Genomic DNA, 13,255 nt, shown 5'->3' with positions numbered 1-13,255 from the left:
GATCGCCGGCAGTTCGAGCACGCGCGCACCGCGCGTCTTGCTCGAACCTATTTGTACTGCTTGTCGATGTCCCACACGGCTGTCTGCACGAGGCGCTGCACCATGGTGTCGAGGCCGACGCCGCCCTTGGCCGATTGCGACACACCCATCACGCTGGTGCTGCTGGAGCCGACTTCCATCTTCAGCTCCTTGTAGCCCTGCGCGACTTGCTCGGTCGTGCTGGCGTCCATGATCTTGTAGCGCATGCCGATCAGCCACACGCCGGTGCTCTCTTCCGTTTTCACGGTGCTGGCCACCGTGCCTGCCGCTGCATTGCCCATGCCACCGAAGCCGCCGAACATCGAGATCATGCCGCCCACTGCACGGCCATCGAAGCCCTTCTTGTTCTCGGCGATCTGCTCGGCCTTGAGGATGTCGAACTTCACGACCCACTTGGTGGTCTTGAGCCGGCCAATCTGCATCGTCTTGCGCGCAGCCTGCGGGTCGCCCAGGTTGTAGGCCATGGACACTTCGTTGAGCAGCGGGCCGAGGTTGGAGCGCTCGAGCACCTGGAAGTTGGCTTGCGAGAGTTCGAGCTCGCCGAAGTCGGCGATGTTGTTGGGCCCGAACTTCGCCAGAAAGCCTGCGTTGTTGCTCTTGATGTCGCCGGGAATGACGACCAGCGCCGGACCCTTGACGTTCTTGTTGGTGTAAACCACTTCCTGGTACGCAGCCTGGTCAGCGGCAGCATTGGCAGCCTGCGATGTGGAGCTGCCTGCATTGGGCGACGGGTTGCCGAAGGTGGGCTGCGCAAACGCCGAAGCTGCGGACAGCGCCACGACGGTGGCAAATGCGGTGGTGGGGAGCGCACTCTGGCGCAGGGATTTGTTCTTCATGATGCTTTCCTCAGTAAACCGTGAAATGGATGCGTGGCGTCAGCGTGCGCCGGCGTTCTGGCAATACTCGCTATAGAGCTTGGCGACAACTTCGTCGGCACGCTCCTCGATCAGCGTGAGCGCCATGCCCGCAGTATCGCTGCCCGCGTAACTGGCATTGGTGGCCGACGCGCTAGACACCGGGCGCCCGCCCGCGTCAGTGAGCGTGAACCGCATCGCGACGTTGACGGTGTTGACGTTGACCATGGTGTTGCGCGTGGCGCTTGATGCAATCGTGCCCTTGAGCACGTATTGCGCGCCAAGCCGCCTGGAGGCGCTCAACGCGCGATCGGGGTCATTCTTGAAATACGCGTCAACTTCTTCCTGCGCAATCTGGCGCCGGATTTCCTCGGCGGTATACGTGCGCAGCCCTAGGCCCTTGAGGCGGACGTTGATCGCATCGACATGCTGGCTGTAACCCGCCTGCTTGGCCTGCACGATGCCGTTTTTCTCTTCGCCGATCAGCACCATGATCTTGCGATTGCGGATACGGTCGCGGCAGGGTGTGGCCAGTTGTGCGGACACTTCGGCGTCTTTGCGCTGCTGGGCGGCCTTGTCGGCCTGCTCATCGGGAGAGGGGTTGGAAAACCGGAAGCCCTGCGCCTGTGCAGGAAGTGGCCCGAAGAAGGCGACGGCCCATAGGGCAAGCAAAATCGCCGATGATGTTCGCATCTGTGTAAAGCCGGGCGTAAAGGAAGGTGAATTGTTATGGATTTGGGTATCGCGGGCAAGTGGGCACTCGTGTGCGGAGCCAGCAAAGGCTTGGGGTTTGGCTGTGCCGAGGCGCTCGTACGTGAAGGAGTTCACGTCCTGATCGTCGCGCGTGGAAACGAGGCGCTGGAGGCTGCGGTTGAAAAGCTGCTCGCCGATCCGCTGCGCCCGAAGGACACCGCGGTGGAGCACATTGCCGTGGACATCACCACTGTGGAGGGCCGTGAGGCGGTGTTCGCCAAGCGCAGCGACTTCGACATCGTCGTGACGAACGCCGGCGGGCCGCCACCTGGCGACTTCCGGCAGTGGGATCGCGAGGCGTGGATCAAGGCGGTGGACGCCAACATGCTCACGCCCATCGAATTGATCAAGGCCACCGTGGACGCGATGGCCGCGCGTGGCTTTGGCCGCATCATCAACATCACGTCGAGCGCGGTGAAGGCGCCTATCGACATCCTTGGTTTGTCCAATGGTGCGCGCAGCGGCTTGACTGGTTTTGTTGCTGGCGTGGCGCGCACGAGCAAGCTCGCGTCCGCCAACGTCACGATCAACAACCTGCTGCCCGGCGCGTTCGACACGGACCGCCTCAAGGGCACGATGGCGGGTGCGGCGCAAAAGACGGGCAAGCCGATCGAGGAGTTGATGGATGCGCGCCGCAAGACGATTCCCGCGATGCGCTTCGGCACGCCGGGCGAGTTCGGTGCTGCGTGTGCGTTTCTGTGCAGTCAGCATGCGGGGTACATCACGGGGCAGAACATACTCACCGATGGTGGGGCTTATCCGGGGACTTACTGACCCCTTGTTTGGGGGGGGCTGCTTGCTCTTTTGGCGCTCTTTTTGTTCAGGGCGCTCTGCCGTTCAGGGTGCTCGCGTCAGGCGGACTCTGGCGCGGCCTCCTGCTGTGACGGTTTGCGCTAGTCGCGCAAACTTCGCTTTGAAATTTGTCTTCAGGCCGGCGCAAAAGAACTCCCTGCGAGTTTGCAAGCAAACTCTCCGGTCAAACAGCTTTTGCGAGTCAGTTCACGTGTCGCGCAAGCGCGATCCAGCCTGAAGACAAATTTCAAAGCCGCTCACAAAAGTCGGCCGCGCCAGAGTCCGCCTGCCACGAGCCAACGGCGGTGGTTGATCAACGAGCTTCTAACCGCCCATGTGCTACCCAAGGACCGCGCGTGCCTGATTGGCCGCCAAATTCGTGGCACCCCACGGCACTGCCCTCCATTCCAGGCAATGCGAAGCGAGCCGAGACTTTGTCACCACCCCCAGTTGGTGAACTCGCGGCAGGTGGACTCTGGTGGGGCCGATTTCTTTTGTGGCTTCAAGAATTGGCTCGAAGGCGGATCGCGCTCGACCGCAGGTCGACTCAAGAGCTTTCGCGACATGTGCACTGACTTGCGAAAGTTGTTTGAGCGTAGCGTTTGCTTGCAAACGCGCAGCGAGTTTCTTTCGCACCGGCTTCGAGCCAATTCTTGAAGCGACGTTTGCGCGACAGCGCAAACCACAAAAGCATGAGGCCCCGCCAGAGTCCACCTGCCGCGAGCGCCCCGAACAGACGACCCTGAACAGACGAACCCGAGCAAACCACCACACGCAAAACCAATAGCAGCTAGTAGTTTCCGTTATTGATCGAAACGCCCCCAGCACCCACACTCCAGCGTTCAGCCTGCAAGCGCACAGCACCGGAGACAAAGCCTTGGAAGTTTCATTCAGCAAGGAAATCGAATCCTTGGCGCTGGGCGCGGGCGACACGTTTCATGGCGAAGGCATCCTCGCCATCACCAAGGCACTGCTGCAATCAGGCGTGGCCTACGTCGGCGGCTACCAGGGCGCACCCATCTCGCACCTGCTCGACGTGATGGTGCAAGCCAAACCGTACATGGACGAGCTCGGCGTGCACGTTGAAGCATGCGCGAACGAGGCCTCCGCCGCCGCCATGCTCGGCGCATCGATCCACTACCCGCTGCGCGGCGCAGTGACGTGGAAGTCAATCGTCGGCACCAACGTCGCATCCGACGCGCTGTCAAACCTCTCGTCACCCGGCGTCACAGGCGGCGCACTCATCGTTGTCGGTGAAGACTACGGCGAAGGCGCCTCCGTGATCCAGGAGCGCACGCAAGCCTACGCACTGAAGTCCACGATGTGCCTGCTCGACCCCAGGCCCGACTTGCCGGTGATGGTGAACATGGTCGAACACGGCTTTCGACTGTCAGAAGCATCGAACATGCCGTGCATCCTCGAGCTGCGCATTCGCGCCTGCCACGTGCGCGGCAGCTTCGAGACCAAAGACAACGTGCGGCCTGCCATATCGACACGCGCGTTGATGGAGAACCCCGCCACGTTCGACTACATGCGCCTTGCGCACCCGCCAGTCACCTTCCGCCATGAAAAGCTCAAGAGCGAACAGCGCATTCCCGCAGCGCGCAAGTACATCGCCGACAACCACCTCAACGAGCTGATGCCCGGCAAGCACGACGACCTGGGCGTGATCGTGCAAGGGGGCCTGTACAACTCGCTGCAGCGCAGCATGCAGCAACTGGGCCTGGCCGATGCATTCGGCGAGAGCGACATTCCGCTGCTGGTGCTCAACGTGACCTATCCGCTCGTGCCCGAACAGATCGCCGACTTTTGCGCAGGCAAACGCGCGGTGATCGTGGTCGAAGAAGGCCAGCCCGAATACATCGAGCAAGAGATCGCCACGCTGCTGCGCCGCCGCGACATCCAGACGAAACTCCACGGCAAAGACGTCTTGCAGGCGGCCGGCGAATTGAGCGTCGAGATCATGTCGCAGGGCCTGTCGCTCTTTGCATCGAGCTACCTGCCCGGCCCGGCCACCGAGACGGCGAAGGCATGGCTCGCAGGCAACCGCGAGCGGCGCGAAGCCGTCGCGAGGATGCTCGAAAAGCCGCTGCCAATTCGCCCGCCCGGCTTTTGCATCGGCTGCCCCGAGCGGCCCGTGTTCTCGGCGCTCAAGCTCACGCAGGCAGAGATAGGGCCGGTGCACATCGCAGGCGACATCGGCTGCCATGCGTTCGCCACCTTCGAGCCGTTCTCGATGGGGCATTCGATCCTGGGCTACGGCATGAGCCTGGCGAGCCGCGCAGGTGTGTCGCCCATGATGCAGCGGCGCACGCTCGCCGTGATGGGCGACGGCGGCTTCTGGCACAACGGCCTGCTCACGGGCGTGCAGAGCGCGCTGTTCAACAACGACGACGCGGTGCTGCTGATTTTCAAGAACGGCTACACGTCGGCAACCGGCACGCAGGACATCATCTCGACACCCGGCGATTCGCAGAAAGACGACGAGCACGACAAGACGCGCAGCCTCACGCACACCAACATCACTATTGAGAAAACGCTGCAGGGCCTGGGCGTGAAGTGGCTGCGCACCGTGCACACGTACAACGTCGAGAAAGTGCGCGAGACGTTGAAGGCGGCTTTCACCAGCGACTTCAACGGCCTGAAAGTGATCGTTGCAGAAGGCGAATGCCAGCTCGAGCGCCAGCGCCGCATCAAGCCGTGGCTCGCGAGCCTGCTGAAAAAAGGCAAGCGTGTCGTGCGCGTGAAATACGGCGTGGATGAAGACGTGTGCAACGGCGATCACGCGTGCATACGCCTGTCGGGCTGCCCGACGCTCACGATCAAGGACAACCCCGATCCGCTGAAGGTCGATCCGGTCGCGGTCGTGATCGACGGCTGCGTCGGTTGTGGCCTGTGCGGCGAGAACGCGCATGCGGCAACGCTGTGCCCATCGTTCTATCGCGCCGAAGTGATCCAGAACCCGAAGTGGCACGAGCGGCTCGTTGCGGGGCTGCGTGGTGCGGTGGTTCGCGCACTGCAACCGGCCTGATGCCATGAGCGAAGCAATGAACCAGCTGCGGCCGATTTCCCTGTTGATCTGCGCGCTCGGCGGCGAAGGCGGCGGTGTGCTCACTGAATGGCTCGTCGATATTGCGCGGCATGCCGGTTACGCCGCGCAGAGCACGTCGATTCCCGGTGTCGCGCAACGCACCGGCGCCACGACTTATTACATCGAGGTGTTCCCCGTGCCGATTGCGGCTTTGAATGGCAAGCGCCCGGTGTTCAGCCTGAACCCGGTGCCCGGCGCGCTTGACGCCATCGTGTCGAGCGAGTTGCTGGAGACGACGCGCCAGATCAGCAATGGCATGAGCACGCCGCAGCGCACGATGGTGATCACGTCGTCGTCGCGCACGCTCACGACGCAGGAGCGCACGCAGCTCGCCGACGGCCGCGCCGATAGCGACGACCTGCGCAAGATCGTGTCCGCATTCAGCCGCGAACATCGTGTGTTCGACATGGCTGCGATGGCCAAGGAAGCCGGCACGGTCGTGAGCGCAGTGATGCTCGGCGCCGTCGCAAGCAGCGGCGTGTTTCCGTTCGCGCGTGAGGACTACGAGGCGGTGGTGAAGGCGGGCGGCAAGAGCGCAGAGGCGAGCTTGCGCGGGTTCGCACGCGCATTCGACGTGTGCCAGGCAGCACCTGCCCCGGCGCTCGACAACGATGATGCGGCAGCGGAAGCTGCTGCCTCGCCGGTCAATCCCGTCATCGCAAGCCGGTTTCCTGCGCCCGTGCAAGCCATGGCCAGCCTGGGCCACGCACGCGCGCGTGAGTATCAAGACCAGCGCTACGCCGACTTGTATTTGCAACGGCTGCAAGCGGTGCTCGATGCCGAGCGCATCGCCGACGCGTCTGCCACTCAGAACTTTTCCACCACCCGCGAAATGGCGCGCTGGCTCGCGCTGTGGATGGCCTTTGACGACATCGTGCGCGTGGCCGACTTGAAAAGCCGCGCGTCACGCTGGTCGCGCGTGAAAGGCGAGGTCAAGGCGGGTGCCGACGACTTGCTGCGCGTGTACGACCACTTCAAACCGGGCATCCCGGAGTTCGCCGCACTCGCGCCACCCGCACTCGCTGCATCGCTCATTCGATGGGACAGGCAGCGCGTCGCCAAGGGCAAATCGCCATGGGCACTGCCGCTGAAGATCGGCACGCATTCGGTGGCCGGCATGCTCGCGCTGCGCACACTCGCCAGCCTCAAGTGGCTGCGCGTGCGCGGCAATCGGTTCGCCACCGAGCAGGCCATGATCGACAAATGGCTGGCCGCTGTCACAGCCGGGACAGCGCGCGACTGGCGCCTCGGCCACGAGATCGCGCTGTGCGGCCGCCTGATCAAGGGCTACGGCGCCACCAACGAGCGCGGCAAGGAGAACCTGCTGCACGTGATCGACCACCTCGCGCAATTGCCCTCAGCGGCAGATGCCGCCACAGCCATCGCCGCTGCCCGCGAAGCGGCTCTGGCCGACGACGCCGGCACTGCGCTCGATGCAGCACTCGTGCGCCACGGCGCGCCCGCGCGCCCCGTCAAAGAGCAGCCGATCCGCTTCATGCGCCGCCCTGCGACCCAAGGGAAAACCTGATACCCGCTGCCGGATCAATTTCTTATAACTAATAACTGTTTATCCACCCGCCCCGCGAGGAGACCTTCGACATGAAACGTTTCAACTTCACCATCACGGCCGCCGCGTTGGCGGTGTGCACGCTCTGCATGGGCGCAGCCCAGGCGCAGGACAAACCGGTTGCGCTCAAGCTCTCGAGCTGGGTGCCCGCGCAGCACGCGCTCAACCCCGCGCTGCAGGCATGGGCGGACGACATCAAGAAGCAGTCGAACGGCACGATCACGTCCACGCTGTTCCCGTCCGAGCAGCTGGGCAAGGCGTTCGACCACTACGACATGGCGCGCGACGGCATCGCTGACTTTTCGTATGTGAACCCCGGCTACCAGCCCGGCCGCTTCCCCATCTTTGCCGCGTCGTCGCTGCCGTTCATGATCTCGAACGCGAAGGCCGGCTCCGCCGCGATCGACGCCTGGTACCGCCAGTACGCCGCCAGGGAAATGAAGGACGTGAAGTTCTGCTTCGCCTTCGCGCATGACCCCGGCGCGCTGCACTCGAAGAAAAAGATCGTCTCGCCCGCCGAAATCAAGGGCATGAAGATCCGCCCCGCCACCAGCACGATCGGCCAGATGGTGACGCTGCTGGGCGGCACTAACGTGCAGTCGTCCGCACCGGAAGCGCGCGACATGCTCGAGCGCGGCGTGGCCGAAGCCATCACCTTCCCGTGGGGCTCGCTCACGCTGTTCGGCATCGACAAGGTCACCAAGTTCCACATGGACGTGCCGCTGTACGTCACGCCGTTTGTGTGGGCGATGAACGCCGACAAGTACAACGCGATGTCGACCGCGCAGAAGAAGGTAATTGACGACCACTGCACCAGCGAATGGGCCGAGAAGGTCGGCAGCGCCTGGGCTGACTTTGAAATCGGTGGCCGCACCAAGCTCGCGAACGAGGCGGGCCATGAGGTGTACAAGCTCACTCCCGAGCAGCTCAAGGCCTGGCGCGATGCCGTGGCACCGGTGGAAGGCCAGTGGGCAGAAGGCGTGAAGAAGGCCGGCGGCGACCCCAAGCAGGTGCTCGATTCGCTCAAGGCATCACTGGTGAAGTACAAGTCGGCACTGTGATGGCCGGGCGGCGATGACTGACAACAAAAAGCCGAACTTCGCCGACCGCTTCATCAATTCGATTGAGTGGCTGGCGGCGATTTTCGTGGGCATCGTCGCCCTCAATATCTTCGCCAACGTGCTGCTGAGGAAGTTCTTCAGCACGTCGATTCCGGACTCGTATGACTTTGGCAGGATGCTGCTGGGCATCCTGATTTTCTGGGGCATCGCCGCGACGAGTTATCGCGGCGGCCACATCACCGTCGATCTCGTGTGGACGATGGTGAGCAAGAACAAGAAGCGCGTGATCGACGTGTTCGCTACGGTGGTGCTGCTCTTCGTGGTGACGGTGCAAACGGTGATGCTGTTCGACAAGGTGCACGGCACGTTCAGGGACAACGTGCAGACGTATGACCTGAACATCCCGACGTGGCCGTTCTACGCCGTGGCATGGGCAGGCGACGTGTGCGCCGTGATCCTGATTGCGATCCGCACGTGGCGGCTCGTGTTCAAGCCGGAAGCGCTGCACGACGAGCATTACGACGACAAGAAGGTCGAGTGAACATGACCCCCACGCTTTTCACTCCGTGTAATGCGCTGCCCCCCGAGGGGGCTTCAGCCTTCTTGAGGCGGCTCGGCGAAGGCTGATATGGATCTCTCCACCGACCTCATTGCCTTCCTCGGCTTCATCGCCCTCTTCGCGCTGATGCTCCTGCGCGTGCCTGTGGGCATGGCGATGGGCCTCGTGGGCATTTCGGGCTACGCGTACATCGCAGGCCCCGGCCCCGCACTCAAGCTCGTCGGCCAGACGTCGATGCGCACGGTCACGGACTACACCTTCGGCGTGATCCCGATGTTCATGCTGATGGGCGCGTTCGTGTCAGTCTCGGGCGTGAGCCGCGAACTGTTCAAGGCGGCCAACTCGATGATCGGCCACTTGCGCGGCGGCCTTGGCGTGGCCACAGTGCTTGCGTGCGGCGGCTTCGCGGCCATCTGCGGATCGTCCGTGGCAACAGCCGCAACGTTCTCCAGCGTCGCGTATCCGGAGATGCGGCGCTTTGGCTACCCGCAATCGTTCTCCACCGGCGTGATCGCAGCAGGCGGCACGCTCGGCGCGATGCTGCCGCCTTCCACCGTGCTCGCGGTGTACGCCATCCTCACGCAGCAGGACATCGGCAAGCTGTTCATGGCAGGCGTGATTCCCGGCCTGCTCGCGATGCTGCTGTATGTGGTCACGATCATGATCATCGTGAAGGTCAAGCCCAACTGGCTGCCGGCCGGTGAGCTGCGCCCGTGGTCAGAACGCCTCGTTGATGTGCGCGCCGTGTGGGCGCCGCTGGTGCTGTTCCTGTTCGTGATCGGCGGCCTGTACGGCGGCTTCTTCACGCCGACAGAAGCGGGGGGTGTGGGCGCGAGCGGCGCATTCATCCTCGGGCTGGTGCGCGGCAAGCTCGATCGCGCCAAGATCAAGGAAGCATTGCTCTCGGCCACGCGCACTGCCGCAGCCGTGTTCACGGTGCTGATCGGCGCGCTGATGTTCGGCTACTTCCTCACGATCACGCAGACGCCGCAAAAGCTCACGGGCTTTCTCACGGGGCTCGGCATTGGGCCCTACGGCGTGCTCGCGCTCATCATGGTGATGTACCTCGTGCTGGGCTGCCTGATGGACGCGATGGCCATGATCATCCTCACGGTGCCGATCATCTTCCCGGTGATCGTGCAGCTGGGGTTCGACCCGATCTGGTTCGGCGTGATCATCGTCATGACGGTGGAACTTGGCCTCATCCATCCACCGGTGGGCATGAATGTGTTCGTGATCAAGAGCGTGGTGCAGGACGTGAGCTTCACCACCATCTTCAAGGGCGTGTTGCCGTTCGTGGTGACGGACATCTTCCGTTTGATCATCCTCATCAGTTTCCCCATCATCGCGCTCTGGCTACCAGGAAAGATGGGATAGCCCCGTGGCATCGCGCGAAATTACCTACTCGGTGCGAGTCGAGTTCGGCGACTGCGACCCCGCACGCATCGTGTGGTTCCCGAACTTCTTTCGCTGGATCGATGCGGCGTCGCGCCACTTCTTCGTTGAATGCGGTGTGCCACCCTGGCATGAGCTTGCAAAGTCGCACGGCATCATCGGCACGCCGCTAGTCGATACGCACGCGAAGTTCATCAAGACCGCGAGCTACGGCGACACACTTCACATTCACGCGAGCATTGCCGAGTGGCGCGGCAAGAGCTTCGTGCAGCGCTACCGCGTCACGCGCGACAACCCGCGGGGTGGCTCAGACCTGATCATGGAATGTGACGAGGTGCGCATCTTCGCGGCGCAGCGCGAGGGCGATGTGCCCGGCATTCGCGCAGTGGTGGCGCCTGAAGAAATTCGGCGCCTCTGCGAATAGCGCGCTGCGCGCTTGCGCACCCACAGGCCCGTCAGCATAATCGTGCCCAACTCTGGAGGCCTTTGCTCATGACCGCTCGTGTGATCTGCATTTCCCGCGCCCTGTACACAGACGCCCAAGGCGTGGCCGCGGAGGTCGCGAAAGAGCTGGGCTACCGCATCGTTGACGAGGAGATCGTGGCCAAGGCCGCCGAGCTTCGAAAGGTTGCGCCGCAGGAAGTCGCCAGTGTCGAGACACGCAAGTCGTTCCTGTCCAGCCTGGTCAATGAAATCAGCTCCAGCAGTGCGGACGTCTTCAACTACATCCTCAACCCCAAGGCCGCTGGCGCTGGCGACGACATGCGCCAGTGGATCCGCCAGGCCATTCTTGAAACGGCCGAAGAAGGCAACGTGATCATCCTGGCGCACGCCGCCTCTTACGCACTGGCGCGCCGCAAAGACGTGCTGCGCGTGCTGATCACCGGCAGCGAATTTGGCCGCGTGCACAACTGGCTGCCCACGGCTGGCGGCAAGAGCCGGCATGAAGCCGCCGAAGAAATCCGCGCCAGCGATGCCGCGCGTGCCGACTACCTCAAGCGCTTCTACGACGTGAAAACCGAGACGCCGGATCACTACGACCTGACGGTGTCGATGGACACGCTCAAGGCGCCCGCCGTCGCTGCGCTCATCGTTCAGGCGGCAACCTCGATCGAGTGAGGCTGCAGCCACTGTCGCACCTCGTGACACAGCTTTACACGGGGTGCAAACGCACGGGGTGACGGCCGCGCCAGAATGAGGGCGACATCCACTCCTGGAGGTGCCATGCGACTTGCCGCTGCTCCCGTTCACCCCATGCGCATTGCTGCGCTCTCACTGCTCTTCGTCGGCGCCGCGTTGCTGGCCACGACTGCCGCGCACGCAGGCTCAGTTGAAGTGCAATTTGCGGCCGCTGAGAAATTCGTCGACGCCGGCACGTCGCAGTGGGAAGAAAAGGAGAACCTTCGCGTGCTCGGCAGCTACCTGCAAGTGCTTGGCCAGAAGTACCTGCCTGCTGACCAGCGACTGAAGATCGAGGTGACCGATGTCGATCTTGCAGGCAGCGTGCAGATGTCGCGCCGCGAGGCAACGCTCATTCGCACCGTGAAGGGCCGCACCGACTACCCGCGCATCACCGTTCGCTACACGCTGCAGGATGCGCGTGGCCAGCAGCTGGCCAGTGGCGAAGAGGCGATTGTTGATCTTGATTACGCGCACGGCCTACCGCGCATGCGCGACAGCAGCGGGCTCGTTTACGAGAAGCGCATGCTGGACAAGTGGTTCCGCCAGCGGTTCGTCGATCAGCAGGCTGCGGGCTAAAGAATTAGCAGCGCCCTGAAGTCATTCACGTTGGTGTGCGTTGGCCCTGTGACCACCAGGTCGCCCAGCGCGCTGAAGTAGCCATACGCGTCGTTACGGCTGAGATAGCCGTCGACCTTCATGCCCTGCGCTGCGGCGCGTTGCAACGTGTCCGGCGCGACAAACGCGCCCGCGTTGTCTTCCACGCCGTCGATCCCATCCGTATCCGCTGCGAGCGCCCACACGCCCTTCTGGCCTTGCAGCGCCTGCGCCAGGCCCAGGCAAAACTCACCCGCGCGCCCGCCACGCCCGCGCGGTGCGCCTTCAGGCTGCTTCTTGACCGTCACCGTCGTCTCGCCACCCGATAGCACGACGCACGGCCTCGCGAAGGGCTGGCCGTGGCGCGCAATCGCCCGCGCCAACGCCGCGTGCACCTTGCCGACTTCACGCGACTCGCCCTCCATCTCGTCGCTCAGGATGTAGGCAGCGATACCAGCCTCGCGCGCGGCCTGCGCCGCCGCTTCGAGCGACTGCTGCGGCGTGGCGATGAGGTGCACGGCATGGCCATGGAACAGCGCATCGCCGGGCTTGGGTGTTTCGAGCGCGCCCTGCTCCAGCAGGCTCATGATGGTGCCCGGCACTTCGATGGCGTAGCGCTGCAATATCGCGACCGCGTCAGCACATGACGTGGCATCGGGCACCGTGGGGCCACTCGCGATCACGGACACATCGTCGCCCGGCACATCGCTGATGGTGAGCGTGACGACTTGCGCAGGCGCGCACGCCGCTGCGAGCCGCCCGCCCTTGATGCGTGACAGATGCTTGCGAACGCAATTCATCTCGACGATATTCGCGCCCGAATTGAGCAGGTCGCGGTTGATGCGCTGCTTGTCTTCGAGCGTGAGGCCCTCGGCGGGAAGCGTGAGCAGCGAGGAGCCGCCGCCTGATATGAGGCACAGGACGAGATCGTCTTTCGTCAGGCCGTGCGCCATCGCCAGGATGCGCTGCGCAGCCTGCAGGCCCGCCGCGTCGGGAACAGGATGCGCCGCTTCAACCACTTCGATGCGCTGCTTCAAGCCTGCCGGGCGCGGCGGCGTGTGGTCATAGCGCGTGACGACAAGCCCTTCGAGCGGAGCATCGGCGGGCCAGAGTGCCTCCACCGCCTGCGCCATTGCGCCGCCCGCTTTGCCGGCGCCGAGCACGATGGTGCGGCCCTTGGGTGGGGCGGGCAGGAACGCCGCCGTGTTGTGCAGCGGCAGCGCGCGTTTGACAGCGGCGCGGTATAGAAATTCGAGGAAGGCGCGCGGCTCAGTCGCGGGATCAGGCGAAGTCATGGGAGGCATTGTGCAGTGTGCAGTGTGCTTGCCAGGATCGCTGTTTCCGATGTCGGCAAAACGATCGAAGCCG

At 63.6% G+C, this 13,255-nt stretch carries 12 protein-coding genes; 9 read left to right on the top strand and 3 right to left on the bottom strand.

What is annotated here, in order from left to right; all coding sequences use genetic code 11:
• Positions 1–47: 47 nt before the first annotated feature.
• Together GHT07_RS02450 and GHT07_RS02445 are read right to left on the bottom strand one after the other, a co-directional pair.
• The gene (locus GHT07_RS02450; RefSeq protein ID WP_153583477.1) at positions 48–875 is read right to left on the bottom strand and encodes a hypothetical protein; all 828 of its coding nucleotides are present in this window, start codon (positions 873–875) and stop codon (positions 48–50) included.
• Positions 876–914: 39 nt separating this feature from the next.
• A complete protein-coding gene (locus GHT07_RS02445; protein ID WP_153583476.1) occupies positions 915–1,565 on the bottom strand; it encodes a hypothetical protein in 651 nt (216 codons plus the stop codon).
• A 57-nt stretch (positions 1,566–1,622) separates the two neighbouring features.
• On the opposite strand from GHT07_RS02445, the gene GHT07_RS02440 reads away from it, so the two are divergent.
• From GHT07_RS02440 to GHT07_RS02400, 9 genes are all read left to right on the top strand, one after another.
• Positions 1,623–2,420 (top strand): SDR family oxidoreductase, encoded by a 798-nt coding sequence (locus tag GHT07_RS02440; RefSeq protein ID WP_153583475.1) that lies wholly within the window; start codon positions 1,623–1,625, stop codon positions 2,418–2,420.
• Between the two features lie 895 nt (positions 2,421–3,315).
• Positions 3,316–5,469, top strand: coding sequence for a thiamine pyrophosphate-dependent enzyme (locus GHT07_RS02435; protein WP_153583474.1), 2,154 nt, complete (start codon positions 3,316–3,318; stop codon positions 5,467–5,469).
• 16 nt (positions 5,470–5,485) lie between these two features.
• On the top strand, positions 5,486–7,057 hold the full coding sequence (locus GHT07_RS02430) for an indolepyruvate oxidoreductase subunit beta family protein (protein WP_153583686.1): 1,572 nt from the start codon (positions 5,486–5,488) through the stop codon (positions 7,055–7,057).
• 71 nt (positions 7,058–7,128) lie between these two features.
• The gene (locus GHT07_RS02425; protein WP_153583473.1) at positions 7,129–8,157 is read left to right on the top strand and encodes a TRAP transporter substrate-binding protein; all 1,029 of its coding nucleotides are present in this window, start codon (positions 7,129–7,131) and stop codon (positions 8,155–8,157) included.
• A gap of 13 nt (positions 8,158–8,170) precedes the next feature.
• Complete coding sequence (locus tag GHT07_RS02420) at positions 8,171–8,698, top strand: TRAP transporter small permease (protein WP_153583472.1); 528 nt, start codon at positions 8,171–8,173, stop codon at positions 8,696–8,698.
• Positions 8,699–8,785: 87 nt separating this feature from the next.
• On the top strand, positions 8,786–10,093 hold the full coding sequence (locus GHT07_RS02415) for a TRAP transporter large permease (protein ID WP_153583471.1): 1,308 nt from the start codon (positions 8,786–8,788) through the stop codon (positions 10,091–10,093).
• A gap of 4 nt (positions 10,094–10,097) precedes the next feature.
• A complete protein-coding gene (locus tag GHT07_RS02410; protein WP_323740750.1) occupies positions 10,098–10,535 on the top strand; it encodes an acyl-CoA thioesterase in 438 nt (145 codons plus the stop codon).
• 68 nt (positions 10,536–10,603) lie between these two features.
• A complete protein-coding gene (locus GHT07_RS02405) occupies positions 10,604–11,230 on the top strand; it encodes a cytidylate kinase-like family protein (RefSeq protein ID WP_153583470.1) in 627 nt (208 codons plus the stop codon).
• A 105-nt stretch (positions 11,231–11,335) separates the two neighbouring features.
• Positions 11,336–11,869, top strand: coding sequence for a DUF3016 domain-containing protein (locus GHT07_RS02400; protein WP_194792795.1), 534 nt, complete (start codon positions 11,336–11,338; stop codon positions 11,867–11,869).
• Here GHT07_RS02400 and GHT07_RS02395 read toward each other — a convergent pair.
• Positions 11,866–13,182, bottom strand: coding sequence for a glycerate kinase type-2 family protein (locus GHT07_RS02395; RefSeq protein ID WP_153583468.1), 1,317 nt, complete (start codon positions 13,180–13,182; stop codon positions 11,866–11,868). The two genes, GHT07_RS02400 and GHT07_RS02395, sit on opposite strands and share 4 nt — an antisense overlap.
• Positions 13,183–13,255 lie beyond the last annotated feature (73 nt).

The sequence above is a fragment of the Caenimonas koreensis DSM 17982 genome, from assembly GCF_009646335.1.
GTDB lineage: Bacteria > Pseudomonadota > Gammaproteobacteria > Burkholderiales > Burkholderiaceae_C > Ramlibacter > Ramlibacter koreensis.
The sequence above is the reverse complement of the archived record's forward strand: the minus strand, read 5'-3'. Positions and strand labels throughout refer to the sequence as shown.